The organism is Bradyrhizobium stylosanthis, assembly GCF_001641335.1.
Classification (GTDB): domain Bacteria; phylum Pseudomonadota; class Alphaproteobacteria; order Rhizobiales; family Xanthobacteraceae; genus Bradyrhizobium; species Bradyrhizobium stylosanthis.
In genome coordinates this window covers 170,681-196,881 of the sequence record NZ_LVEM01000003.1, presented here as the reverse complement: position 1 = coordinate 196,881, position 26,201 = coordinate 170,681, and the positions used below count along the sequence as shown (strand labels likewise).

Here is a 26,201-nt window from a genome sequence, read left to right as displayed (position 1 = left end):
TCTCATGACCTCGCACGGGCTCGCAATGAACGGGGGTTGGATAGAGCAGGGTTCCTGCCCATTCCGGGCGCAATTTCCGCAATCGTGGCTCTTGGGCAACATTTTTACGTGTCGCAATACAGGCGCTGCCGGTCGGCCTGAATTGGGCGGACGAGGCGGTTGATGGGCGGGCCCATCGGGCCTAGTTTGCTGGGGAAAGGAACCTGCAAGGCGATGATGTCCGGGTGGCTCCAAGCGGTGGGATGGGCTGTGCTGTGGGTGGTGCTGGGCAGCGCCGCGGCTCCGGCCGCCACCTCCTCGCGCATCGATATCCTGCCGGACGATGCCGCAGGCACGCCCGCCGACAGCGTCGATGTCGGTGCGATGCGGCCGATCGCGCGGCCGGCCCAGGCCGTGAGCAAACCGGTCCCCCGCGGCAATCCGCTGTGGTCCGTGCCGCTCTCGGCGCTGACGGCAACCCAGGAGCGTCCGATCTTCTCGGCCTCGCGCCGGCCGCCGCCACGCGCGGTCGCTGCGTCCCCGGTCGAGGAGGTGCAGGCGCCGCCGCCCAAGCAGGTCGAGGCCCCGCCGCCCCCGCTGCTGCTGGTGGGGGCCGTGATCGGCGAGGGCGATGCGATCGCGATCCTCGTCAATCGCTTCGACCAGAAGGTGGTGCGCATGCGGCAGGGCGAATCGCTCGGCGGCTGGTCGCTGACCGAGGTTCAGCCGCGCGAGGTGACGTTCAAGCAGGGCGATCGCAGCGAGGTCCTGGTGCTCCAGCGCCCGGCCGATCCGGTGGCGGCCCCCGCGGCTCCCCCCATGGATGCCGGCGGCAGGCCGATGATGCCGGCGATGAACGATACGGCGTTCGCTCCCTTCGTGCCGCGTTCGACGCCGAAGAACGGCGAGTCGGATGGGCTCTGAGCGCCGGACGGCATGCCGTACGGAATGGGCCGGGCCCAGGTGAACGGCAGTCGCCTCCCCAGGCTATCGACAATCCATGCCCTGACTGCTAGCCCGAATTTGCGCTGCTTGGGGGAACCCCGATTGACGAGGTGGCACAGGCTTGGTGAGGGTACGGCCGGGTGGCTGGCATGACTTCGACAAAAAGACCGCCCGACCTGCTGGGAAACTCCGCCTGGAACGCGATGGCCTTCCTGGTGGCCGTGGTGCTGAACCTGGCCATCCTGCCGTTCGTGATCGCTCGCCTCGGTCTGGCGGCATTCGGTGTTGCGGGTCTGGTGACGGCATGCATTGCGCCTGCACTGGTGTTCAGCAATGCGCTCGGACTGTCGACGGCGCGCGAGCTTGCCCAGCGGCTGGAGCCGTCCGACCGCGAGGATGCGCGGCGCCTGTTCGCGACGGCGATCATGATTGCGATCGCATTGGGCGGCCCGATCACCGTCTTCTTCTGGCTTGCCGGAGCTCCGCTCGCGCGTCTCGGCTTTCATCTGGCGGGTTCGGCCGCCGACGATCTTGGATTGGCCTTCACATTGGCCAGTGCGGGCTGGTTGTGCCAATGCGTATCGGCTGTCTTCGTGTCGTTGTTCACCGCGCGCCAGGACTATCGCCGGATCTCTTCGATCGGCATTGTCAGTACGTTGGTCTCGACCCTTTCGATGCTGTTGCTGATCCCCGCCGCGCCTCGTGCCTCGACCTTCCTCGGCTGCCAGGCGCTTGGGTTTGCAAGCGGTCTGCTGATGGCTCTGGTCTGGTCCCGCGGTATCGGTCAATGGCTGGCGCCGCCGGCGCTGCATCGCGGGTCGCTCGGAAAGTTGGTTCGGCTCGGCGGCTGGCAGGTTGCCGCACAGGGTGGTGCGCTGCTTGCCGGGCAGGCCGATCGCTATCTGCTCGGCGCGCTGCTGCAACCCCAATTCGTCGGCTTCTATGGCGTGGCGCAGCGCCTCCAGGAGGCCACCTATATCGGCATCCTCAAGGTCGGCGAGATCCTGTTTCCGTTCTTCAGCACGCTGCAAAAGGAGAGCGAGGATCGCAAGGTCGATCTGCTGTTCCGGTCCTCCTGGATTTTGAACGTCCTTGCCGCGAGTGCCTTGGGTGCGTTGATCCCCGTCGCCGGTCCGCTGCTTCATGTCTGGACCGGTGCCGAGGTCGCGGCCGAGGCGGCACGGGTGCTCGTCGTCTTGTCGATTGCCGGTATCCTTGGATCGAGTGCGAATGTGTTCGGCTTTTATCTGCTGGCGCAGGCGCGCTCGCGCTCCAACGCGCTCATCGCGCTGATCACGGGGATCGTCACGCTCGGCACCAGTGCGATCGTGCTGCCAAGCTTCGGCTGGCAGGCCGCCGGCTGGAGCGCCTGTGCCGGCATGATCGCGCAGATGGCGACCATCGTCGTGCTGCTGCGCCGCAGTTTTGACATTTCCGGCATTTGGCCGCGCGTCATCCATTGCGTCCTGATGCCGCTTGGCATCGGGATCGCGACCGCGCTGGCGCTGCGCATCGGTCTCGACCGCGCGCCGTTCCACCTTGCGCCGTCCTGGTGGTCGGTGGGAGCCGTCGCGGCGGTGACGGCTGCGACCATCTTTGTCGTCGAAGTTGCCGCATCGCAGCTGGGACCGTATCGAAGGGCCTGCTTGCAGGACTTGCGCGCCATTTTCAGCCGCTTCGTGCCCCTGAAGGCGATCTAGGACATGTGCGGAATCGCCGGAATCGTCAATCTGCGCGGCAATGCGGTCGAGCCGGCCGAAATCTCGCGACTGACCGGCCTGATCGCGCATCGCGGTCCGTTCGGCGAAGGAACGTGGTTCAGCGCGGACCGGGCTCTCGCATTCGGCCATCGCCGCCTTGCGATCATCGATCCCGGCGAGGGCGGCTATCAGCCGATGCTGTCCGCGGACGGCCGTTACGTCATTGTCTACAACGGCGAGATCTACAATTTCCTCGAGCTGCGCCGCGAGCTTGAGGCGCGCGGCACAGTGTTCCGCAGCCAATCCGATACCGAAGTGATCCTGGCCGCCTGGGAGGCCTGGCGGGAAGACATGCTGCCGCGCTTCAACGGCATGTGGGCCCTTGCGATCTTTGACACCGGCACGCGCGAATTGTTTCTTGCGCGCGATCGCTTCGGTATCAAGCCGCTGCTCTATGCCGTGTCGCCGGAGCGGTTTGTCTTTGCCTCCGAGCAGCGGGCGCTGGTGCGGAGCGGACTGATCGATCCGTCCGTCGAGACGGAAGTGGCACGGCGCCTGATGTTCGACGCCTTCGGCATCGAGGGCAGCGACCGAACCTTGTTTCGGCAGGTTCGCCGCCTGCAGGCCGGTCATTGCATGTGGCTGCGCCAGGGCAAGGTCGGCGTCAGGCGCTGGTGGCGAACGATCGATCATCTGCCTGCGGTGCCGGCCACGGAAGCCGAGCGCGTGGCCGGCTTCCGCGAACTGTTCCAGGACGCCGTAGCCCTGCGGATGCGCAGCGACGTGCCGATCGGGACGTGCCTGTCCGGAGGCTTCGACTCCTCGGCGGTGATCTGCACCATGGCGGCGCACGAGCAGGCCGGGATGGGACCGCGCGACAGCGCCGCGTGGCGCCACGCCTTCGTCGCGACCTTCCCGGGCGCATCGAACGACGAGCGGCCGATGGCCGAGGAGGCCGCCGCCTGGGCCAAGGTCGAACCCACTTTCCTCGCAATCGGACAGGGCGATGCGTTGACGGATCTCGACCGGATTCTCGACGATCTCGACGACGTCTATATCGGGTTGCCCAGCGCGGCATGGCTGATCTACCGGCAATTGCGGCAGAACAACGTGACGGTCTCACTCGACGGCCACGGCGCGGACGAGTTGATGGGCGCCTATCTGCAGGAAGGCCGGGCCGCGGCGTTTCGAATTCGCAACGCCGCGGAAGATCTGGCTTCGCGCTCGCCGCTGGCGCGTCGCGGCGTGGACCTCCTGCGCGTGCTGGCCTTGAAACGCCAGGGCGTCTATTTCCTGCGGTCGGGCCTGCGCGATCTTCCGAGCCCGCTTCCGCTGGTCGGCGAGGACGATGTGCTGCCGCGTGAATGGGGTGGCCTGAACCGGCGGCTCTACCGCATGTTTCACAGCACCGTGCTGCCCACCATCCTGCGCAATTTCGATCGTCTCTCGATGGCCCACGGCGTCGAGGTCCGCATGCCCTTCATGGATTGGCGTCTCGTCACCTACACCATGGCGCTTCCGGAAAGCAGCAAGTCGGCGGACGGCTATACCAAGGCTGTTGCCCGGCGGGCGATGGAGGGCCTTATGCCGGAGTCGATCCGCACCGCGCGCCGCAAGGTCGGTTTCAATTCGCCGATGCCGGAGTGGTTGAACGGGCCGCTGGCAGGCTGGACCGCCGACCTGCTCGACCGCAAGGTGCCGGCGTTTGCCGAACTGGTGGATGAAGCGGCCTTGCGCGGAGCGGTCAGCCGCTTGACGGCGTCGAAGTCGTGGGATTGGGAGAAGGTCGGGCGGATCTGGCCGTACCTGAACATGAAATGGATGTTGGCGAGGTACGCGTAAGCGATGCGTCTGTTCCAGAATAGCTGCTTCTATCCGTCCTATCTGCCGCGGTTCAACCAACTTGCGGCAAAGGCGCTCAGCTTCGACGCGCGGCGCGAGGTGTTTCTCAACGACCGTTTCGGTGCGGCGCATTTCCTGCAACCCGTACTCGATGGATCGCCGGAAGCCTTCTTCACCAATGGCGACGACGAGGTCCTGCAGCGCCGCTGGGCGCGCGAGCAGGGTATGTCGGGCGAGCCGACGCTCGAGGCCATTCTGCTCGCGCAGATCGAGCATCATGCCACCGAGGTGTTCTACAATCTCGATCCGGTACGCTACCCCAGTACATTCGTTGCCAAGCTGCCGGGCTGCGTGAAGACGACGTTGTGCTGGCGTGCGGCGCCGTCGGGAAATGCCGATTTCACGGCCTATGGCGCCGTGCTTGGCAACTTTCCTTCGATCCTCGACTTCTGGCGCGGCAAGGGATGCCGGGGCGAATTGTTCCGTCCGGCGCATGATCCGGTGATGGACGAATATGGTCACGGCGAACGTCCGATCGACGTCGTCTTCGTCGGCGGCTATTCGCGGCATCATCGCGCACGGGCCAGAACGCTCGAGCGGGTCGCGCACCTCGCCGACAGCCACAATATCGTGCTGTGTCTCGACGCATCGCGCCTGACGAGGCTCGCCGAGAGCCCGATCGGACGATTGCTGCCGCTGGGCCGTCACAGGCGCCCCGACGCCATCGCGGCCATCGCAAGACCTCCGGTATTCGGAAGGGATCTCTATGAACTGATCGGCTCATCCAAGATCGTGCTCAATGGCGCGATCGACATGGCGGGCGAGGATCGCGGCAATATGCGCTGCTTCGAGGCCATGGGGTGCGGTGCGCTGCTTGTGTCCGACGCCGGACGATATCCGGAGGGCATGCAGGACGGCGTCACGATCGAGACCTATGGTACCCCCGACCAGGCCGCCGAAGTCATCTCGCGCAGTCTCCAGGCTTGGTCCAGATCGGCCGAGATCGCCGCGCTGGGGCGGGCGCGCATGCGCGACATCTATGGCAAGGACGTGCAGTGGAAAGCGTTTGTCGATCTCGTAGGGCGCCTGTAGCCATGCTAGAGCATTTGTCGCGCGTCCTCCCGATTGACTGCATGACTTCCAACTTGCTCATTCGGTGGAGGACGGAGGCTGACTCCGTTGGAGGTGTCATTTGAGAATCCGGACACGTTCGATCCTGCGACGTGAGAGGGTGCGCTGATGACCGGCCTTTCCACGCTGGTGCGCCGCTGCGCGCATGCTATCGACGGCATCAATTGGCACTTTATCGTCCAGCGCCTGATCGGGCGGGCGACCTGCCGACTGCATCCTGACGCGTTCCTGGCTCACAGCGCACGGATCCGGAATGCGCTGGGCGATAGCGAGAAGATCGCCATCGGCAGTCATTCTCACGTCCGGGGAGAATTGATGATCCTCGGTCACGGCGGCCGCATCACGATCGGAGAGTGGTGCTATGTCGGCGTCGGCACGCGCATATGGTCGGGTGCCTCGATCGACATCGGAAATCGCGTCCTGATCTCGCATTCGGTGAACATATTCGACAATCTCTCTCATCCGATCCGTGCTTCCGAGCGGCACGAGCAGGCGAAGCAGATCTTCACCTTGGGCCACCCGCGCAAGCTCTCGCTCGACGATCGTCCGATCAAGATTTGCGACGATGCGTGGATCGGCGCTTGCGCGATGGTCATGCGCGGCGTGACGATCGGTGAGGGCGGGATCGTCGCTGCCGGCGCCGTGGTCACCAAGGACGTTCCGGCGTATTCAATCGTGGCCGGTAATCCTGCCACTGTGATCAGGGAGTTGTCGCCGGACGAGCGATAAGGGACGCCCATGACAATTGGGATTGCAATGTGTCCACAAACCAACCGTCTGCACATCAGGTAGCCATGTCGATCTGGATCACCGGCGCGAACGGGTTCATCGGGCGCCATCTCGTCCGCGAGCTGGCGAGCAGCGGGCATGCAGTGCATGGCGTTGGCCATGGTGCCCTCGATCCAGCCGATGCGCGCGCGCTCGGCCTGCAGACCTGGATCAATGGCGAGGTCGACGCCGCCAACCTGAACGCGCTCACCGTCGCGCACGGAGTGCCGTCGCATGTCTTCCACCTCGCGGGCGGATCGTCGGTCGGGCTGTCGATGGAGCGTCCGTTCGAAGACTTTTCGCGGACCGTGGCCAGCACGGCGCGCCTGCTGGAGTGGCTTCGCAGCTTTGCGCCAGAGAGCCGCTTGATCGTCGTGTCGAGCGCCGCCGTCTACGGCGCCAAGCACGCCGGGCCGATCCGCGAAAGCGCGACGCTGGCGCCGATGTCGCCCTACGGCCATCACAAGCTGATGATGGAGCAACTGTGCCAGAGCTACGTCCAGAGCTTCGGCATTCGCTGCGCCGTCGTGCGCTTGTTCTCGGTCTACGGTCCGAACCTTCGCAAACAGCTTCTCTGGGACATCTGCTCGCGGCTGCGCAGCGAGCAGCGCACGCTGACTCTCGGAGGAACTGGATCCGAGATCAGGGATTGGACCGACGTTCGCGACGTCGTTCGCCTGCTGGCGCGCGTCGCGGAAGGGGCGTGGCAAGACGATTTTTGCGTGATCAATGGCGGCTCGGGGCGCGGTGTCAGCGTCGCCGGCATTGCCGAAGGCCTGATCGGGCATTGGGGCGGCAAGACGGCCCTGCAGTTTTCGGGCATCGCGCGGCCGGGCGATCCGACCAGCCTGCTGGCCGACAACGGGCGCGTGCGCGACATGAGTTTCGATTGGCGCATTCCGCTGGAGCGAGGTCTCGCCGACTACGTCGCATGGTTCAAGGGCGAAGCTCGTGCCTGAGCGTGCGCCGCTGCGGATCGCGTTCACCAACATTCCGCGCCGCCTATGGGCGGGAGGCTACAACTATCAACGCAATCTGTTCGAGGCGCTTAACAGATACGCGCCCGGAGCGGTGACGCCGGTGCTGTTCGCGGGAACGGCTGATGACGCCGATGAGATCGCTACTCTCGCCAGCATTCCCGCGGTCGAAATCGTGCGCTCGCCGGTGTTCGATCACGCCGGAGCCGGTCTTGCCCGTGCGACCGGTCTCGCCCGTGCGATGACCTTTGGTCTGGATGGCCCCGCCGTCGCCGAATTCAGGATTCGCGGGATCAACATGGTGTTCGAATCCGCGCGCTTCTTCGGCTGGCGCCTGCCGTTCCCTGCGATCGCCTGGTTTCCGGATTTCCAGCACCGCCTGCTTCCGCACCTTTTCTCCAGGGGCGCCTATTGGCGACGCGATCTCGGCTTTCGGGTCCAGATCGCGTCCGGCCGGCACATCATGGTGAGCAGCGCCACCGCGCTCGCCGATCTCAAGCGGTTCTATCCGGGCCTGAAGAACGGCGTCTCCGTGGTCCGGTTCGCGACCGAGCCGCCAGCCAGCCTGTTAGCCACGAATCCGTCCGACGTGATCGCAAGCTACAAGCTGCCGTCGCGCTATTTCTATCTGCCGAACCAGTTCTGGCGCCACAAGAATCACCGGGTCGTCGTCGCGGCGCTTGATCTCTTGAAACGCCGCGGGCTGGATGTCGTCGTCGCGGCGTCCGGAAACACGCAGGACGCACGCGAGCCAGATCTGTTCGAAAGGACCATGAAGGAGGTCGGGTCGCGCGGTCTCGACGCGAATTTCAGGCACCTCGGGATGATTCCGCTGGATCACGTCTATGCGCTGCTGCGCGCGTCGGTCGCCCTCATCAATCCTTCGGAATGCGAGGGATGGAGCACGACGGTCGAGGAAGCCAAGTCGTTCGGCGTTCCGATGATCCTGTCCGATATCGACGTGCATCGCGAGCAGACCGAGGGACGCGCGCGCTATTTCGGCATCCACGACGCCGAGGCGCTGGCCGATCAGATGTCGGAGGTTGCGCAAACGGCGGCACCCGCGACGGTCCGTCATTTGTCGCCAAATCTCGAGCCGCGCGTCGAGGCGTTCGTTGCGGACTTCATCCGGCTGACACGGGATGCGATCGGGTCGGCGGACCGCTAGCCAGCCGTACCGGATCGGGAGCGCTCCCCGTCCGACGGGCGCTTCTCCGCGAAGAGACTTCGAGGCACCACATACCAGAGCACAAAGAGCAGGGCGGCGCCGTGAGTGATCATGGCGACCGAGAGCGGCACGTTGAGCAGGGCGTGCGGCAGCACGCCGGCCGAAATCAGGATGAAACGGGGCGGCAGGCCCGCAGACGCACGGTTGCCGAGCGCCAGCACGAAGCCCGATGCGAGCGCGGTCAGAGGCGCGAGATAAATTCCGACGGACGCGATCCCTTCGGTCGCAAACAGCGACGCATTCAATTTGCCGAGGTCGTAAGCGTCCTGCATCACGATGGACAGCTGTGCCTCATAGGGGCAATGCATCAGCGGCTTGAGCACGGAGATCTGGCAGAACCAGGTCAGCGGGTGGCTGGAAAAGAAATTGTTGTAGATGTCGAGTGCGCTGGATGCGGTCGCGATCATCCGGATGTTGACGATGTCGAAGTACCTGCCGGGGACGCTGTTGAGGGGGGCGCCGGTCACGACGATCAAGATGAGGCCAACCAGCATCGGGACGAAGATCGAAGCGATGACTGCCGTTCTCGCCTCCAGAAGGCGCGAAAGCACGGCGACGGCGATCAGCCAGGCGGGCGTGAAGAAGGCGAACTTCGTCAGCGTGATGGGGTAGAACAACAGGAGCAGGATCAGGACCAGGCCGGCGCGCCAGCGATGGCCGAGCAGCCAGTAGCAGGCGAAGGCGAACGGCAACAACGTGCTCGAAACCCAGCCCGTGAGGTATCGCACCGCTGCCGGAAATTCGATGGAGTCGCGATAGTCGTAGATGTGGGCGACCGAGACCAGGCGGAAATTGTAGGTGGCCGCCACGGCGATGGTGATTGCCGAGACGGCCAGGATCGATGTCAGCAGATGCTGGAAAAGAGCGTTCGACAACGCAATTCGCTGTCGCAACGGCCCCCTGACGAACAGCAACGGCAGCAGGAACAGCACCAGCGCAAGCGCCGCCGAGATGCCTGCAGGCACTTGCTCGTAGCTGTAGTGCGAGAACACCTCGATCCAGAGGAAGCCCAGGATCATCGTGTAGAAATAGAACCCGACGAAGTAGCCGAAGCTGAAGCGGGCGACGACGAACAGCAACGAAACCACGGAGAAGCCGGCCGCAACGATGACCGCGACCCAGAGGCGGTCCACGCTGAAGCTGATATAGTACTGGAACGTCGCGACCTTGATCAGCGACAGGCAGGTGAGGGCGCTGTGCAGCAGCACCAGAACCGTCAGCGCAGTTTTCGAATCCAGCCGTGACCGGAGGTCGTTGATCATGCCGGACGGTGCGCTCATAGCGGACAGGCTCGCTGCGGACGAGGGGAGTTGCGAGCGGGCTCAGGCGATCTCGAGCGAGTGCTTGAAGTAGGCGATGGTCTCCTTCAAGCCGTCCTCGAGCGCGACCTTCGGCTCCCAGTTCAGCGCGGCCTTGGCCTTGGTGAGGTCGGGCTGACGCTGGCGCGGGTCGTCCTGCGGCAGCGGCTTGAACTCCAGCTTGGAGCGCGAGCCCGTGAGCGCGATGACCTTCTCGGCGAGCTCGCGGATCGTGAACTCGGAATTATTGCCGATGTTGATCGGGCCGGTGATGTCCTCGTTCGTCACCATCAGGCGCAGGATGGCCTCGACGAGATCGTCGACATAGCAAAATGAGCGGGTCTGGCCGCCATCGCCGAACACGGTGATCGGCTCGCCTTTCAGCGCCTGGACGATGAAGGACGATACCACGCGGCCGTCATTGGGCTGCATGCGCGGGCCGTAGGTGTTGAAGATGCGGGCGACCTTGATCGGCAGGCCGTGCTGGCGCCAATAGTCGAAGAACAGCGTTTCGGCGCAGCGCTTGCCCTCGTCGTAGCAGGAGCGGATGCCGATCGGGTTGACGTTGCCCCAATAGTCCTCGGTCTGGGGATGGATCAGCGGGTCGCCATAGACCTCGCTGGTGGAGGCCTGGAAGATCCGCGCCTTCAGCCGCTTGGCAAGGCCCAGCATGTTGATGGCGCCGTGTACCGAGGTCTTGGTGGTCTGCACGGGGTCGCGCTGGTAGTGGATCGGAGAGGCCGGGCAGGCCAGGTTGAAGATCGCGTCGACCTCGATGTAGAGCGGAAAGGTGACGTCGTGCCTGACCGCCTCGAACAGCGGGTTCGCGATCAGGTGGGCGATGTTGCGCCGGCTGCCGGTGAAATAATTGTCCGCGGAGACCACCTCGGCGCCGGCGTCGAGCAGCCGCTCGCAGATGTGCGATCCGATGAAGCCGGCGCCTCCGGTCACGAGGATGCGACTGTTCTTGTAGGTTTCAAACGGCATGATCGGTTCCAGATTGTCCGCGGCAGGAGCGGGCTGAGTGGTATCGGCAACGGCCGGACTCGCCAATAGCCAAGTGGGTTTTGAACTAAGGTATTTAAGTACCCCTACTGTGCATGGGGTTGTTTTCGCACTTTTCGGCCCGGCGCCCGGCGATGCGTCTAGAACTCCCGCCGCTTCAGCCAGGCCCGCGCGCCCCAATGGCCGAAGCACCAGGCCGATCGCGGCAGGGAGAGGTGCTCGACGTTGCGGTAGATCTGCCAGACCCATTTGGCCGAGCGCATCGGGCGGCTGGAGACCGAGGAACCCCTGACACGGTAGCGCGCGAGGTCCTCGTTGAGGCCATGCGCGACATGGCCGCGCTTGAGGATCGAGAGCCACAGGCAGAAATCATCATAGCCCTCGTTCTGCATCGCGATGGGGCCTGATATCTCGCGATCGACCATTGCGGTCAGCGTCGCGATCGCGGTGTTTTTCAGGAGCTGCCCATAGCTGAGCGAGGCCGGCACCTCGATCAGCCGTCCGGTGACGGTGTTGTCCTCGTTGATGCGGCGGAACGCGGTGTAGCTGAGGGCGGCCTTTCTCTCCTGCGCGAAGGCGAGCTGCCGCTCCAGCTTTGCGGGCAGCCACAGATCGTCGCTGTCGAGGAAGGCGAGGTAGCGGCCCTGCGCCCGGTCGATCGCGGCCTGGCGTGCCAGCGCGGGTCCGCCGTTCTTCGCCTGGCGGATCAGCTTGACGCGCGGATCGCGCTCGCCGATCGCAGCAATGATTTGAGGCGTCCTGTCGGTCGAGCAGTCGTCGGCGATCAGGAGCTCCCAATCGGCAAAGCTCTGGCTCTGCACCGAGCGGATGGTTTCCTCGATCAGGCCTTCGACGTTCCAGGATGGGGTGATGATGGAGACGAGCGGCATGACGGCTCCGTTCAATTCGCACTGGCCGGCGCGCCGATCGCGGTGCGCAAGGAGGCCGCAAACGTGTCGAGCAGCTTGGCATCGCCGATATAGAGCTCGCCCGGAAGCGATTTGCGCCAGGCTGCCTCGAAATACGGCGCGCCGCTGGCCGGATCGAACGCCCCGGCGGACAGCGCCTCGCGCAGCCGCGCGGGCACGTCGGCGAGACGGTCGACCGCGTAGACCAGCGGGCAAGAGCGGTAGAACGCATCGCCCATCACCACGACCGGCTTGCCGAGCAGCAAGGCTTCGGCGCCCGACTTGCTGTTGACGGAGATGACCGCGTCGGCGCGGTTGAGCACGGTGTAATTGTTGGTCTGCGGCGGCAGCAGCACGACATTGTCGAACCGGCGCGCCAGCTCGAACAGGCGGTCGGCCGAGATCGCGCCGATCTGCGCGGGATGCTCCTTCACCACCAGCACATGCGAGTCCGGGATCGTCCGCGCCAGGAAGTCGACGGTCGCGACCTGGTCGAGATAGTCGGGCGAGCGCAGCGTCAGCGCCATGTCGGCGGGAACGTGGAACGGATAATAGACGAAGGGCGCCTCGGGGATCGGCTTGTACAGCCTGCGCAGCCGGGTCGCATTGAGCGCCATCGCCGCGTGCACGCGGGCGTGGCGCAGATTGTGCCCGAACTCCTGGTGCTTGCCGAGCGCGAACTGGTCCCACAGCTTTTCGGTGAGACGACGGGCGTTGCGCAGGTTCACGACCTTCTTGAAGGCCGCCGAATAATGGTGCTGGTCCTTCTTGGGAATGACGATGGCCTGCTGCGCCAGCGTGTCGTCGAGATAGGCCCGCACCTCAGGCGACACGGCGTCGGCCGGCGCCGGCATCACGTCGGGCGCGCCGAGCGTGTCCGGCGTGAAGTACATGCGGCCGCGGAAGAACGAGGGCTCGATGAACCAGTTGCGGATGTTGCGGCGCCTCGCCGCGTAAAAGCTCGCGAGGACGGAGAGAAAGCCGCCGAGCTCCTGCACCAGCTCGACACGCTTGCCCTGCTGCTCCAGCCGGTCGAGCACCGCTTCCATCGCATTGGCATAGATCATGAAACGCCGGCGCAGCGCCGCGGTGTCGCGGATGCCGAAGGTGAAGCGCTCATGGCTGAACAGGAAATTGGTCCCGTCGAGGCCGTAGGCGGCGACGCGCGCGTCGAAGGCGCCGCGGTCGTCGGGCGAGGGGCCGGTCTTGAGGCCCTCGCGGTACATGTTCGTGACAGGCACGCCTTCGGCGGCCGACATCTCGGCGCTGCGGTCGTCGAAGGCGAGCAGCTCGACGTCGTCGCCCGCGGCGCGCAGCCGTTGCGCGACCGGAATCCAGAACCGGGTCTGGTATTCGGCGAGCGTGGTGATGAGGATGGTTCTTGCGGATGTGGCCATGGTCTATCGGGCGGGTTCGATGGCGATGCTCGCGAGCGGCAAGCCGGTCGTCGCGCAATGCGCGCGCGTTGCGGTGAATTGCGCCGGTTTGGCGCCGTCATGCGTTGCGATCCGCTGCAGCAGGGACTCGACGAAGGCTGGCTCGATCCGCTTGTCGCGCCGGGCCGGATTGAACCGGCTGCGCAACCGCTCGGTGACGGCCGATCCGAGCACGGCGCTTGCGGCACCCTTCACGATCTGGCCGATGCTCGGCTTGTCGCGCGTGCCCTTCACGGTCGCCAACAACGACAGATAGGGCCGGCGCGAAGGTGCGCTGCGGGTCAGGACATCGGCGACGCGTTCGGCGGCCTGTCCGTCGTTGAGATGGAAGAATGCCTCGATGTCGGCGGCATGAACACGCGCGAAATCAAAGGCTTCGGTCTCGCGTTCGGTATGGTCGAGCGCGCCGAGCAGCTCGTCGAACGAACTGACGGGCCGGCTCACACGCGCAGGCAGCGTGGCATGGCCGGCGGTGACCGGCGTGTTCAGATATTCGAGCTGCAGCGGCAGCTTTCCAAGCAGCACGGATTCGACGGCGGTGCCGCAGTTGAGATGCACGACCGCCGCCGCATTGCGGATGCGGTCGAGCACGCTGCCGGTCCCGTCGATCAGGACGTTGCCGTGTTGCGCGAGTGCGTTGCGATAGACGTCCTCGCTCTCGAACGGATGCGGCCGCACCAGTATGGTGCGGTCGGGCCTTGCGGCGGCGAGCCGGTCGATTTCGGCAAGATAGTTCGCGAAGACCTGCTTCAGGTCCGTGATGAAGCGATCGACATAGGCGCCGTCCCACCCCGCCCGCACCATCGCCTCGCGCTCGCCGCCCGGCTTGCCGGTGAAGCGTGAATTGACCAGCGGGAAGTTGGCGTTGACGAGCACATAGCCGCGCGGCTCGCCGTCGAGCAGTGCGCGCCAGCGCGGCGCCGCGAAATCGAAGCGCGGGCATCCGGTGAGGTGAAGCTGCTCCGGCTTCATGGTTCCCGCCGCGACGAAGGCGTCGTGCAGCCGGCTGCCCCAGAAGAAATAGCCCGAGAGGATCTCGGCGTAGCCGCTGCCCTTGACGTGTGCGGCCATCGCGGGCGGCGAATTGCCGCCCTTCTCGGCGAGCACGCCGCCTTCGGTGTCGAGCACGTAGAGCGCAAGGCCGGCCTTGGCGAAGCTGCGCATCAGATCGAGATTGACGGGGCGCGCATAGTTGACGACCAGCGCATCGAGCCCGAGTCGCGGCACGTCGACGGCCTGCTCGTACATCGGCACCAGCACGACGGAGACGCCGCGCCGCGCGAGCTGATAGCCCAGCATGACGGCCCCCGGCAGGTCACGCTTGGGGTGATCGACCACCAGGCCTATGCGCAAGATCTCAGCTCCCGGCAGGTCCGTGTCAGAGCCGCATCACGGCGCGCTCGAGGTCCGTCAGGGCGCCGGCGGCCCGGAAACGCGGGCGCGGTTCGGGATAGATGCGAGGCTGCTGGATGTAGGTCGCAGTGTAGAGCAGGCGGCTGTGATCGGACTGGATCCGGCTTCCCATATGCAGGCAACGGGCGGTGTTGACGATGAAGCACGACAGACGGGGCGCGATCATCTCCTTGACCGCATCGGGACCGGTCTTGGCGAACACCGTCGCATCGTTCATGTGGCTCTTCAGCGTGTTGCGGAACGGCCTCGACGGGCCTGCCGGAATGAACGTGAACGGACCGTCGGCGGTGTCACGGACGTCGGTCAGGTAGATGAAGAGCTTGCAGACGCGCTTGTCGTCGTGATCGAGATGCCAGAGCTGGGAATAGCTCAGCGCCTGGTTCGGCGTCGGCTGCGACAGGGTCAGCAGCACGTCGGAGAGCTGCGGCAGATCATGCATGTAGTCGCCGATGATGCGCAGCGCGGCGGGCTGCAGCGCATAGCGGACGAAGGGATGGTCGGTCGCGAATGCGCCGTTGACGAGATCCTCGTCGAGGAGGCTGACCCAGAAGGATTTGTGGCCGAGCTGCTGCTTGTCCGAGACCTCGTTCAGCCGGCTCATCTTGTTGTCCGCGACCGTCGCGACGGCCTCCGCGAGGCCGCGGTCCATCAGCGTGGAGACGTCGACGTAGCCGTCGCGGTCGAGCTTGCGGCTTGCCTCGCTCCATTCCGCCTTCGCGGGAAGCTGATCGAGCAGCGCGACCCGCCGCGCACGCGCGCCCGGTTGCAGGGTCGTCAGGGCTGCCTTGGTGACCCAGCCGAGATCGGTCCGGTTGATGTGCCACAACAGGCGGCGAAACTGGTTGATCTTCTGCTTCTTCGGGGCGGGCCGATCGGCCGTCGTGTTGATGGCTGTCATGTGGGCTCCCAGCAATACAAAAAACCATCATTGTGGATCGTCGGCGCGAACGGCATCCGCTCCCGCGCCAGAATGCGGACGCGACCCTGCCGCTCGTAGTCGTCGAGGATCGAGAACAGCTGCGTCTGGTAGTCGACCGAGCGGATGTAGAGGTAGCTGATGATATCCCGGGGGCTTGCGAGGTTCAGCAGCTCGGTCGTCGGCTCGATGTTGATGACGCGCTTCGGCCTCGCCGCGATGATGTTGTCCACGACCTTTCGGACGTCATAGGGAATCTGCTCGATGCAGAAATAGGTGAAGACGACCTGGCCTGCGATCGCGGGGTAGTTCGGGTCGCTGCCGTCGGTGAGGTCGATCCTGTCGAACGTCATCCGGTCGGACACGCCATAATGCGTGGCGATCTCGCGGCCGGCGGCGATGCCGTTCGGCGCAATGTCGAAGCCGTGCAGCCGCCAATCGGGATGGTTGAGGTGAAGCGACAACAGGTTGATGCCGCAGCCGGCGCCGAGCTCGACGATCTCCGTGGCGCCGCCCATGTGCCGGGCGAGCAGGTCGCCAAGCGCTCCCGCGCGATAGCGATAGTAGTCGTCGGCGGCGACCCTGCAGATCTGGTTGTCGACCTTGCGCAGATCCTGCGCGGAATTCTTCGTCGCGAGGAAGTCGGCGATGCTCGCCGCGGTGGTCCAGCTCTTTTCCGAAAGGGTTCGCTGCCAGTGCAACAGGTTGTATTCGGAATCGACGACGTCGGCCGTGCGCTTCACGCGGCGCATTGCGAGGCGGCCGATGCTCCTTGCCGCGTCGACCGCATAAGTCGCCGCCCTGTCCGGCAACGAGGCCGGAGCGAAACCTGTGGGGACGGCTTTCGTGTCTGTCGCGTGGATGTTCATTCAGCTGCTTTTGGATGTCAGTCCCATCAATTGTCCGACCGCCGGAAATACAGTCCGGTGCCTCTTCTCGAGCACCAGGAAGTACTGGAGCACCCAGGTGATCAGGCAGAAAACCATGGAACCGAGCGCGAGCTTTAGCACGCTGTCGAAGCGAATGTAACCTGCAATTGTCCCCAGTAAAATGCTGGCCAGCGCCAGGATCACGAGCTGGGTTCCAATCGCTCTGACGAAGCGATTGCGGTCAAGCGCGAGTGCGCTGCGCAATTCCCCAAGCTGCCAGGGCAGGACGGCGATGCTGCCGACCACCTGGCCGAGAATCAGGGCGCGTTCGGCGAACAGGTGCAACGTCGCGACGGAGACGGCCGCCCAGATCAGGAGCTGAATAGCCATCAGCCTGTTGAGCCGAGCCTGCACCTCGGGGCGCGTCAGGAAGATCAGGCTACCCATCGCAACGTATTGCGCGCAGATCGGGACCAGGAAGCTCAAGCCCATCCAGAACGCGTAAGGAGCCAGAAGTGAGCCAATCCAGAGGCTCATGATGTCGGGTGAGAGGATTGCTGTTGCAGCAAGCGGCGGCACCACGAACATCGGCATCATGACGAGGCCGAGGTCGCCGAGACGCTGGAACGATGTCTCGCTGCCGCGCTCATCGAGGCGGCTGGCAACGGGAAGCAGGGCGGATGTCAGGAGGCTGACGACGATCTTGGAGACCCGCGACAATCGCACCAGCGCATCGTAGGTGCCGACAGCTTTCGGACCGAACAGCAAGCCGATCAGGAACGGCTGCAGGGGGCCGGAGATGCCGCCCATCAGCTTGCCTTGCAGAAGCAGCACGCAGCGATGGAGGATGTCCTGGCGGATATCCCGCGTCCACGGCAGCAACCGCACGTGCTTGTGTCGCAAGGCAACGAACGCTGCGATTCCGATGACGACGGCGCGGGCCACCAGCGTGGCGAGATAGATGTAGGCGACCACTTCAAAGCCCGCCGCCGCCGAGGCTGCGGCGAATGTCAGTCCGACATAGCCCGCGGTTGACGTGACCTCCGCGGCGCGGAGCAGATTGTAGCGCTCGAAGCCCTTGACGATGCCTTCCCAGACCAGAGCAGGAACGAAGATCAAATTCGCCAACGCCGTGTAGTGCATGATCCGGGTGAAGGTCTCCAGATGCTCCGCATCGACTTTCATGACGATGACGAGCAAGGGCGTCGTCAGCCAGATCGCCGCGCTCAGGCCCAGGGTGAGCACGACGGAGACCGCTCCGAGAAAGGCGATCTGGCGGCTGACCATTGTCCAATTGCGGTGTTCGCGCGCGCGCGCGACGACTTGTGTGGCGACCTCGGACAGACCGAGGTCCAGCACCGCCATCATGCCGCTGGGCAGCAGCAATCGCGAGATGACGATCAGGCCGAACTCGGTGACGCCCCAGGTCCGGATGATCAGCGGGATGACCAGAAGGCCAAGCAACGCGGCCACGCCGAAGGCAAGCGCCGAAATCACCGTATTCTGGATCAGGCGCTTGATCATTGCCGTGTCGCTACCAGGCGCTCAGGCCGCCATCGACGGCGATGTTCTGGCCGGTGACGTAGGAGGCTGCGTCCGACACCAGGAACAGCATGGTCCCCACCATTTCATCGGCACGGGCCATGCGGCCGAGCGGAATGCGGGCACCGTAACGCTGCTTGAAGGTTTCGTTCTGTCCGCTCTCGACGCCGCCAGGGGTCAGCGTGTTGACGCGAACGCCCTTCGCCGCCCAGTAGGTCGCGAGGTGCTTGGTGAGGCCGATGACACCGGCCTTCGAGGCCGTGTAGACCGCGGGCGTGTTGATGGGGCGTCCCATATATTCGGAGCCCTCGTAGATGCGCTGGTCGGGCGCCATCAACCCGTAGATCGAGGCGGTCTGCACGATGGCGCCATAGCTGCGCTCGGCCATCCTGCCGCCGAACACCTGCGCGACGGTGAACATGCCGTCGAGATTGACCGCCATGATCTCCCGCCAGGTGTCCTGCGAGAATTGCTCGACCGGGGCGAAGAAGGCGTCGAGGTCGCGGGTCTTGCTGGCGGCGTTGTTGAGCAGGATCGACACCGGCCCGAGATCGGCTTCGATCGCATCGGCCGCGGCGCGCACGGAGTCGGGCTGCGTGATGTCGCAACCATAGCCCTTGGCGCGGACGGAGTGGCGCGAGGCGAGGTCGGCGGCCGCCTCATCGGTCGCGGCCTGGTCGAGATCGACGATCGCGACATTGGCGCCGAACTCGGCAAGACCATTGGCAAAGTGACGCCCGAGAATGCCGCATCCACCGGTTACCACGGCGGTGCGGCCGGTCAGATCGAACAGAGCCTTGAAGCTCGTGGTCATGGCTTAAGCCCCCTCAGCCCAGTCGCTGGCGCAGCAGCAGTTCCACCAATGCGAAATCGAGATCGGAATCGATGTCGATCGAGCGCTCTTCCGGCATCTCGAACAGGCGCGTGTCTGGATAGAAGACCGCGGGCTGCTCGAGGAACGGCGCGACGCGCCAGACATAGATCGAGGCGTTCATGTCGAAGCAGCGGGGTGCATCCTGCCGGCGCGTGATCGGAGGATTGGCGGATTTGGACAGGCCGACGCTGCCGTCGCTGCGCTGCTCGACCAGGTTGAAATAGGGCGAGCGGCGCGCCGGCGCTCCGGTGATGACGTTGCGGGCACCGCTGTCGCGCAGCAGGGTCACCGCGCCGGTGATGTCGGAGGCGAGCCTGAGCGGCGAGGTGACGTCGAGGTCGACGAAGATCTCCGGCGTCTTGCCGGTCCGTGCGATGGCCTGCTCGAGACAATGGCGGATCGCCGGCAGCTTCGGCGCAGTATCGGTCGCCATCTCGTCGGGACGCTTGACCGCGATATCGGCGCCGGCCTTCAGCGCCGCCTCGAGCAGCGCGTCGGAATCGCTGCTGAAGGCGATCGCATCAAACAGGCCGGTCTCGCGCGCCTGCGCGATGCTCCACGCGAGCACCGGCTTGCCGAGGAGATCGCGCGCATTCTTGCCGACGACCCCCTTCGAGCCGCCCCGCGCGCAGATGGTGCAGACCAGGCTCATGGCGACACCCAGGTCTTGCTGCGCAGCGCGCGTTCGCTGGCGTCGATCAGATGCATGACGCCGAGCGCCTCGGGCAGGGAGCAGACCGGGCTCGCGCCCCGCATCGCCGCGAGGTGCATGTCGCGATAGCTCTGGTCGCGCTCGCTGGCAAAGTCCGTGGCCTTGCCGTTGACGATCAGGCGGCTGCCGACGAGGTCGGCCTCGATGGTGTCCTCGTCGACATTGACGCGGATGCGGCGGATGCCCAGGCGGTCGAGATAATCCATGTGGACGTGGACCGACGGCGCCCGCTGCATGTCGATCAGCAGGTCGAGATGGTCATCGACGTCGATGTCGCGCGCGCCGGACGCGCCGCCGAGCGCCGCGACGCGGTGCCACGGCCCGAACAGCCACAGGAGATAATCGAGCTCGTGGCTGAGATCCCTCAGCACGCCGCCGCCGGCGTTTGTCGTCGCGGATGCGGTGGTGCGATGGTCGCGGCCGGGCCGCCAGTCCCTGATGTCCTGCCCGACATAGGCGGCGACTGTGATCACCTCGCGCCCGCCCAACGTATCGATCAGCGCCTTCATCACCGGATGGAAGCGCAGATTGTATCCGACGCTGACATGGGCGAACGGATACTTCGCTGGCGCCGCCGGCGTCGCGAACAGCGGTTTCTCGACAAGGACGGCGCCGCGGAAGCCGGTCTGCGCGAGTTCCTGCAGGTCGCCGGCATGGCGCGCGGTTTCGCTGGCAATGACCGCGTAATCCGGATTCGCGGCTGCGACGGCCTGCGCGATCGAGCCATAGTCGCCGCCCTCCCGGCGGCTCACGGTCGCGACGGCGAGGCCAAGCTCACGCAGGATCCGCGCGTGCCTTGTGCCGATCGAGCCGAGACCGATCACGACAGCGGTTTTCGAGGTCACGGAAAGACCTCATGAAACTCTGCATGCGCCTGCTCGAAATCCTCCAGGCGGCCGATGTCGAGCCAGTATTCGCGGATCGGATAGACCGCAACGCGTCCCTCGCCGGCGATCACACGCTCCAGCACGGCCGGCATGTCGATCCTGACGCCGGGGGCGACATGGCGGAACACCGAGCTCCCGATCACATAGATGCCGGCGCTGACGAACCAGCTTTCGGTCGGCTTCTCGCGAATGGTCTGGAGAAAGCCTTCGGACGTGGAAACCACGCCGTAGGGGACGTGCACCTTGTGCTCTCGGACGGCCATCGTCGCTTCCGCCGGCGTTCCGTTATGGAAGTCGAGCAGCGCGCCGTAATTGATCGTGGTGAGGATGTCGCCGTTGGTGACGATCATCGGCAGATCGGGCGGCGTGGCAAACATCCCGAGCGCACCGGCGGTGCCCAGGCGTTCGGTCTCGTGAACGTACTGGATATTGGCACCGTAGGCGGCGCCGTCGCCGAAATGGCCCTTGATCGTCTCGGCCTTGTAATTGACCGAGATGTAGATGTTGTGGAACCCCTGCTGCACGACGTTGCGGACGATCGTCTCGAGCAGCGGCCTGCCGCCGACATTGAGCATGGGCTTGGGGACGTCGCGCGTCAGCGCGCCGAGGCGCTCGCCGAGCCCGCCCGCCATGATCAGAACCGGATTGGCATAGTGGCGCGGCTCGAGCAGCTCATCGAGCGTCTCGACCACGACCAGATGGCCGCCTTCGTCGACCAGCGGCAGCTGCTTGATCGACTTGTGCCGCATCACATGCAGGCGGTCGTCGCGGGAGAGCGTCGCCGGAGCCGATACCGGCGTGCGGTTCATGATGTCGGTGGCAAGGCCGGTGAGCGGGATGCCGCGCAGCAGGCCGCGCCTCACGTCGCCGTCGGTGACCACGCCAAGCAGGCGGTTCTGGCCGTCGAGCACGAGCGCAATCTGGATGCTCCCGCTCTCGATCGCGGCAATGGCCTCGCCTACGGTCGCCTGCGTTCCAACGACGGCCTTACGCCAGGATTTCATGGCAATCTGCCTCGTATACGCCAGATATCGGGGAGCTGCCCACCGCTGAGCCTGCTATATCGCGGCTGCGAGAGGCGGCGTCAACCCCGCCAGGGGGCCCCGCGTTGTCCTTGTTAATTCTCGCGTTTTCGCGCCCCGTCCGGCGCTTTGAAGGGCCGTGGCCCGGTCGCCAAAATCAGTGCGTGCGCAGGAGAATCGTCGTCGGTTTGCCCGATGGCGATGGGCCGGTCAAACCGGGTCGTCAGGCTCGAGCGCCCGCGGTGCCGCGGTTCCGATCAGGGACCAATAGTCGATCGGCGACCGCCCCGTACCCGGCCGCTTTGTGGTGATGTCGGCTGGGCCGATGATCTCGCCGGCCTTCAGCGCGCGTGCCGCCACGATGCTCTTGCGCGCCACCGGCACGTTCCTGACCTCGGACCCTCGCGGCGTCTTGACGCCGTCGCCGAGCGCGGACTCGACATTGCGAATGGCGCTCACCATCCGTTTGAAATCATCCGGCTCCAGCGAGGCGGCATGGTCGGGACCCTGCGCCTTGCGATCGAGCGTCAGGTGCTTCTCGATGATGGTTGCGCCGAGCGCGACCGCGGCGACCGAAACCTCGAACCCGTCGGTATGATCGGAATAGCCGACCGGAAGCTGGAACGCCGATCGCATCGTCGCCATCGCGGCGAGGTTCACGTCCGCGATGGGGCAGGGATATTCGGTCGTGCAATGCAGCAGGCTGACGTGCCGCGTCAGTGCGGCGCGCGCCGCCGGTTCGCGCCATGCCGCGCGGAACGAGGCTACACCGGCAGGATCGTTGCGCTGGGCATAGCCATGGGCCAACACGCCGAGCGATTCCTCGACCTCGCTGAGGGTCGCCATGCCCGTCGACAGGATCAGTGTCGCTCCGGCCTTTGCCGCCGCGTGCAGCAATGGTGCATTGGTGAGATCGCCCGATCCGATCTTGATGCGCGGCAGCTTCAGCGACAGCAGGAAGCCGAGCGAGGCGTCGTCGAACGGCGTCGAGAGGAATTCAATGCCGCGTTCGGCCGCGCGCGCGATCAGCGTGTGATGCGCAGCCTGCGGCAGTTCCAGCCGTTGCAGCATGGCAAGCTGGGTCTCGGCGACGTCCGTCGTCCGCTGCTGATAGGCGGCCTTCTTCGCCGCGCTACCCGCGACCGCCTTGGCGTCAAACGTCTGGAACTTGACGATGTCGGCGCCGGCATCGGCGGCCGCATCGAGCAGCGCCAGCGCCTTCTCCAGGCTGCCGTCGTGATTGACGCCGGCCTCCGCGATGATCAGCGTGTGCGTCATGGCCGCGCTCCGCTTGCGGGAGGTTCGTAGAAGCCCTTCGTCAGGAGCTGCCTGAAATCCGGGATGCCGGCAACGATGTCGGCAAATCGCCGGCTGGATTCGCCGTCGCCATACGGATTGACGGTGGCCTGGCGGCCGCGCCGGAGCGCCTGTGCGATCGCGGCGCCGATCGCGCCGCGCTCGGAGGCAGCGTGAAACACCGAAGCCGCGCGCTCGCGCCCCTTCTGGCGGTCGCCAACGTCGACCGTGGGAACGCCGAATGAAGGCGCTTCAAGGATGCCGCTCGACGAATTGCCGATCACGAGGTCCACCTGGCTCATCAGGCTGAGATAACGGAGCTGACCGAGCGAGGCGACCGCGATCGTGTTCGGCCGGCCCGCCGCGAAGGCCTTGGTGCGCTCGTTCAGCGCGCGCCCCTCGGCATCGGCATTGGCGAGCGTGAAGACGAGGCGGAATTCGGGATCGAGCGCCGACAGCGCCGCGAACAGCTCGTCCAGCTCGGCGATCGAGCGGCCGGCCTCGACCGTCACCGGATGGAACGTCACGAGCGCATTGTGCTCGCCCAGCGGCAGGCCGACCGCGCGGCCGATACTGTCGCGGTCCAGCAGGTCGAGATGCTTGATCGCGTCGATGCCGACCGAACCGATGGTGTGGATGCGGGATGGGTCCTCGCCGAGCTGGCTCAGCCGCCGCGCCGATCCCGCGTTGCTGGCAAAATGCAGGTGCGACATCTTGGTAATGGCGTGGCGGATGGACTCGTCGACCGCGCCTTCGGTGACGTCGCCGCCGAACAGATGTGCCATCGGCAGCCGCATGAACATCGCGGCCTGCGCGGCCGCGAACATCTCGAAGCGGTCACCGAGCAGCACAACGAGATCGGGTTGCAGCCGTGCGAAGGCGTCGGCAAATCCGATCACGCCGAGGCCGACCGATTTCGCGACGCCCGCGCCGGTGTCGCTGGCGAGCAGCGTCTCGACGCGCTCGTCAACCTCGAAGCCCTCGTCGCGGATCGCATTGAAGGTGTAGCCGAACTCCGGCGCGAGATGCATGCCGGTGGCGATGAGCTGCAGTGTCAGGCCTGAGGTCTCGCGGATCGCGCGCATCGGCCAGATCAGCAGTCCGAAGTCGGCCCGGCTGCCGGTGACGAAGCAGATCTTTCGCGTGCCGCTATTCATCGCGGGCCCTGATGCTCGCGCTGCTCGGCAGGTTGATCAGGCGGCGCTCGATGGATTCGGCGGCGGCGAGATCGCCGCGCGGGCTCTGCGCGAACATCGGCAGGCGGTGCATCAGGGTCCAGGCCGGGCGCGCGCCGAAGCCGGCTTCGTTCAGCACCGTGAGCACGTCGTCGCGCCGGTCGGCATAGGCCTCGTCGATCAGGATCGCGTTCAGCCAGTAATTGCTCGTGGTGCCCTCGGGCTCGCGCGAGAAGCGCACGCCGGGCACATCCGCAAAGACGCGCTCATAGGCCGCAGCGAGCCGGCGCTTGCTCGCCAGGAAGCCGTCGAGCTGTTCGAGCTGGGCGCAGCCGAGCGCGGCGTTCAGGTTGGGCAGGCGATAGTTGAAGCCGATCTCGTCATGGACGAAGGCCCATTTGTGCGGCAGCTTCGCGGTGGTGGTGAGATGCTTGGCGCGCCGTCCCAGCTCCTCGTCGTTGGTGAGGATGGCGCCGCCGCCGCCGGTGGTGACGATCTTGTTGCCGTTGAAGCTCAGCGCCGCGAGCCGCGCCTGCGATCCGACGGCGTGGCCCTTGTAGGTCGAGCCCAGCGATTCCGCGGCATCCTCCACCAGCGCGATGTTCCAGTGGCTTGCGATCGCGGCGATCTCGTCGAGCGCGACGGGATGGCCGAACGTGTGCATCGGCGAGATCGCGGCGATGCGGCGTCCGGTCTCGCGATTGATGGCGCCCCTGGGCGTCCGCTCGGCAATCGCCTCGAGCCGCGTGGCGAGCGCGCGCGGGTCCATGCCGAGCGTCGTGAGCGAGCTGTCGATGAAATGCGGCACCGCCCCGCAATAGGCGATCGCGTTGGTGGTCGCGATGAAGGTCAGAGCCGGAGACATCACCTCGTCGCCCGGCTCGACGCCGGCGAGGCGGAAGCAGGCATGCAGCGCCGCGGTGCCGTTGACCACGGCGACCGCGCGCCTCGCGCCCGTCACCTCTTCCAGCATGCGCTCGAAGCGGTCGACGAACGGGCCGACCGAGGAGACAAAGGTGCTCTTGATGCACTCTTCGAGATAGGAGACCTCGTTGCCCGCAAACACCGGCTCGTGCAGGCCGAGGATGCCGTTGGGCGTGCCCGCGGCGCGCCGGACCGCATCGACCACGGCCTTCGGATCGAACGGGCGTGCGGAGCTGTCGGATCTGGTTGCGGCCGTTCCCACGCTTGCCTCAGACATTGTAGACATCCGCCTTGTAGCGGCTGAGATTGGCGGGATTGGTGAACCAGTTCACCGTCTTCACGATGCCCTGGCGCATGCCGTCGATCCCGCCGAATTCCGGGCTCCAGCCGAGTTGCTGGCGCGCCTTGGAATTGTCGGCCCAGAGCCGCTCGACCTCGCTGTTGGCCGGACGCAGGCGCGCTTCGTCGGTCTCGATCTCGATCTTCACGCCCATCACGTCGGCGATCATCTCGACGGTCGCACCGACCGAGATCTCGAAGCCGCTGCCGAGATTGATGGTCTGGCCGACGCACTGCTCGGCCGGCGCGGTGAGGCCTGCGATCAGGCCGCGCGCGGTGTCGGTGACGAAGGAGAAGTCGCGCGTCGGGCTGATCGCGCCGAGACGGATGCGGCGCTTGCCGGTCGCGATCTGGCTGATGATGGTCGGGATCACTGCGCGCGCCGATTGCCTGGGACCATAGGTGTTGAACGGCCGGATGACGACGACCGGCATGTCGAACGAGGCCTGGAACGACAGCGCCATCTGGTCGGAGGCGATTTTCGAGGCCGAGTAGGGCGACTGGCCGACCAGCGGATGGTTCTCCTTGATCGGCACGGTCTGCGCCGTGCCGTAGACCTCGCTGGTCGAGGTCTGCACGAAGCGCCGCACGCCGGCCATGCGCGCCGCCTGCAGCACGTTGACGGTGCCGCGCACATTGGTCTCGACATAGGAATCGGGCGCGACATAGGAGAAGGGGATCGCGATCAGCGCGGCCAGGTGCAGCACGTCGGTGCAACCGTTGGCGGCCGCGATCATGAAATGCGGATCGCGGATGTCGCCGGCGACCACCTCGACGCTCTTCATGATGTCGGCGGGAACCGTGTCCAGCCAGCCCCAGGAATTGAAGGAGTTGTAGTAGACGACCGCCTTGACGCGGGCCCCGGCTTTCACCAGCTCCTCGACGACATGCGAACCGATGAAGCCGTCGCTGCCGGTAACGAGGACGCGGGCGTCCCTCAGATCTGCCATGCCGGACCTCAGAAGGCGATTAAGCCAGTATTCGCAACAAGATGGCGCTATAGCACACTGGCGGT

23 protein-coding genes are annotated in these 26,201 nt (G+C 65.5%); 7 read left to right on the top strand and 16 right to left on the bottom strand.

All coding sequences use genetic code 11. The features are described from left to right. Positions 1–216 precede the first annotated feature (216 nt). The 7 genes from A7X65_RS20690 (at position 217) to A7X65_RS20660 (ending at position 8,510) form a co-directional block, all read left to right on the top strand. On the top strand, positions 217–903 hold the full coding sequence (locus A7X65_RS20690) for a hypothetical protein (RefSeq protein ID WP_063690639.1): 687 nt from the start codon (positions 217–219) through the stop codon (positions 901–903). A gap of 170 nt (positions 904–1,073) precedes the next feature. Further along, entirely contained in the window at positions 1,074–2,624 is a 1,551-nt protein-coding gene (locus A7X65_RS20685; RefSeq protein ID WP_245323690.1) for a lipopolysaccharide biosynthesis protein, read from the top strand. Positions 2,625–2,627: 3 nt separating this feature from the next. Then, entirely contained in the window at positions 2,628–4,466 is a 1,839-nt protein-coding gene (gene asnB / locus A7X65_RS20680) for an asparagine synthase (glutamine-hydrolyzing) (protein ID WP_063688143.1), read from the top strand. Positions 4,467–4,469: 3 nt separating this feature from the next. After that, positions 4,470–5,558, top strand: a complete 1,089-nt coding sequence (locus tag A7X65_RS20675) for a glycosyltransferase family protein (protein ID WP_063688141.1) — start codon at positions 4,470–4,472, stop codon at positions 5,556–5,558. Positions 5,559–5,705: 147 nt separating this feature from the next. Further along, complete coding sequence (locus tag A7X65_RS20670; RefSeq protein WP_063688139.1) at positions 5,706–6,326, top strand: acyltransferase; 621 nt, start codon at positions 5,706–5,708, stop codon at positions 6,324–6,326. Positions 6,327–6,391: 65 nt separating this feature from the next. Next, positions 6,392–7,324 (top strand): NAD-dependent epimerase/dehydratase family protein, encoded by a 933-nt coding sequence (locus A7X65_RS20665; RefSeq protein WP_063688137.1) that lies wholly within the window; start codon positions 6,392–6,394, stop codon positions 7,322–7,324. Beyond that, on the top strand, positions 7,317–8,510 hold the full coding sequence (locus tag A7X65_RS20660; protein WP_063688135.1) for a glycosyltransferase family 4 protein: 1,194 nt from the start codon (positions 7,317–7,319) through the stop codon (positions 8,508–8,510). Before A7X65_RS20665 ends, A7X65_RS20660 begins: the two co-directional genes overlap by 8 nt. Here the strand turns inward: A7X65_RS20660 and A7X65_RS20655 are convergent. From A7X65_RS20655 to A7X65_RS20580, 16 genes are all read right to left on the bottom strand, one after another. Continuing rightward, positions 8,507–9,850, bottom strand: a complete 1,344-nt coding sequence (locus A7X65_RS20655) for a hypothetical protein (RefSeq protein WP_063688134.1) — start codon at positions 9,848–9,850, stop codon at positions 8,507–8,509. The genes A7X65_RS20660 and A7X65_RS20655 overlap by 4 nt on opposite strands. 42 nt (positions 9,851–9,892) lie before the next feature. Next, positions 9,893–10,855, bottom strand: a complete 963-nt coding sequence (locus A7X65_RS20650) for a UDP-glucuronic acid decarboxylase family protein (RefSeq protein ID WP_063688132.1) — start codon at positions 10,853–10,855, stop codon at positions 9,893–9,895. Between the two features lie 158 nt (positions 10,856–11,013). Further along, on the bottom strand, positions 11,014–11,763 hold the full coding sequence (locus tag A7X65_RS20645) for a glycosyltransferase family 2 protein (protein ID WP_063688130.1): 750 nt from the start codon (positions 11,761–11,763) through the stop codon (positions 11,014–11,016). A gap of 11 nt (positions 11,764–11,774) precedes the next feature. Continuing rightward, complete coding sequence (locus A7X65_RS20640) at positions 11,775–13,178, bottom strand: capsular polysaccharide export protein, LipB/KpsS family (protein WP_063688128.1); 1,404 nt, start codon at positions 13,176–13,178, stop codon at positions 11,775–11,777. Between the two features lie 3 nt (positions 13,179–13,181). Beyond that, positions 13,182–14,570: a surface carbohydrate biosynthesis protein gene (locus tag A7X65_RS20635; protein WP_063688126.1), complete on the bottom strand. Its 1,389-nt coding sequence runs from the start codon at positions 14,568–14,570 to the stop codon at positions 13,182–13,184. A 25-nt stretch (positions 14,571–14,595) separates the two neighbouring features. Further along, positions 14,596–15,528 (bottom strand): hypothetical protein, encoded by a 933-nt coding sequence (locus A7X65_RS20630; protein WP_082885011.1) that lies wholly within the window; start codon positions 15,526–15,528, stop codon positions 14,596–14,598. Further along, entirely contained in the window at positions 15,525–16,298 is a 774-nt protein-coding gene (locus tag A7X65_RS20625) for a class I SAM-dependent methyltransferase (RefSeq protein WP_245323865.1), read from the bottom strand. The genes A7X65_RS20630 and A7X65_RS20625 overlap by 4 nt, the downstream gene beginning before the upstream one ends. A gap of 117 nt (positions 16,299–16,415) precedes the next feature. Beyond that, positions 16,416–17,939 (bottom strand): oligosaccharide flippase family protein, encoded by a 1,524-nt coding sequence (locus A7X65_RS20620; protein WP_063688122.1) that lies wholly within the window; start codon positions 17,937–17,939, stop codon positions 16,416–16,418. A 10-nt stretch (positions 17,940–17,949) separates the two neighbouring features. Continuing rightward, entirely contained in the window at positions 17,950–18,771 is an 822-nt protein-coding gene (locus A7X65_RS20615) for an SDR family oxidoreductase (protein ID WP_063688120.1), read from the bottom strand. A gap of 13 nt (positions 18,772–18,784) precedes the next feature. Then, the gene (locus A7X65_RS20610; RefSeq protein WP_063688118.1) at positions 18,785–19,483 is read right to left on the bottom strand and encodes an acylneuraminate cytidylyltransferase family protein; all 699 of its coding nucleotides are present in this window, start codon (positions 19,481–19,483) and stop codon (positions 18,785–18,787) included. Next, the gene (locus A7X65_RS20605; RefSeq protein WP_063688116.1) at positions 19,480–20,388 is read right to left on the bottom strand and encodes a Gfo/Idh/MocA family protein; all 909 of its coding nucleotides are present in this window, start codon (positions 20,386–20,388) and stop codon (positions 19,480–19,482) included. The genes A7X65_RS20610 and A7X65_RS20605 overlap by 4 nt, the downstream gene beginning before the upstream one ends. Further along, positions 20,385–21,434, bottom strand: coding sequence for a nucleotidyltransferase family protein (locus A7X65_RS20600; protein ID WP_063688114.1), 1,050 nt, complete (start codon positions 21,432–21,434; stop codon positions 20,385–20,387). The genes A7X65_RS20605 and A7X65_RS20600 overlap by 4 nt, the downstream gene beginning before the upstream one ends. 228 nt (positions 21,435–21,662) lie before the next feature. Next, complete coding sequence (gene neuB, locus A7X65_RS20595) at positions 21,663–22,730, bottom strand: N-acetylneuraminate synthase (RefSeq protein WP_063688112.1); 1,068 nt, start codon at positions 22,728–22,730, stop codon at positions 21,663–21,665. Then, positions 22,727–23,905: a UDP-N-acetylglucosamine 2-epimerase gene (neuC, locus tag A7X65_RS20590; RefSeq protein ID WP_063688110.1), complete on the bottom strand. Its 1,179-nt coding sequence runs from the start codon at positions 23,903–23,905 to the stop codon at positions 22,727–22,729. The genes neuB and neuC overlap by 4 nt, the downstream gene beginning before the upstream one ends. Beyond that, the gene (locus tag A7X65_RS20585) at positions 23,898–25,124 is read right to left on the bottom strand and encodes a LegC family aminotransferase (protein ID WP_063688108.1); all 1,227 of its coding nucleotides are present in this window, start codon (positions 25,122–25,124) and stop codon (positions 23,898–23,900) included. The genes neuC and A7X65_RS20585 overlap by 8 nt, the downstream gene beginning before the upstream one ends. Beyond that, complete coding sequence (locus tag A7X65_RS20580) at positions 25,117–26,136, bottom strand: NAD-dependent 4,6-dehydratase LegB (RefSeq protein WP_063688106.1); 1,020 nt, start codon at positions 26,134–26,136, stop codon at positions 25,117–25,119. Before A7X65_RS20580 ends, A7X65_RS20585 begins: the two co-directional genes overlap by 8 nt. Positions 26,137–26,201 lie beyond the last annotated feature (65 nt).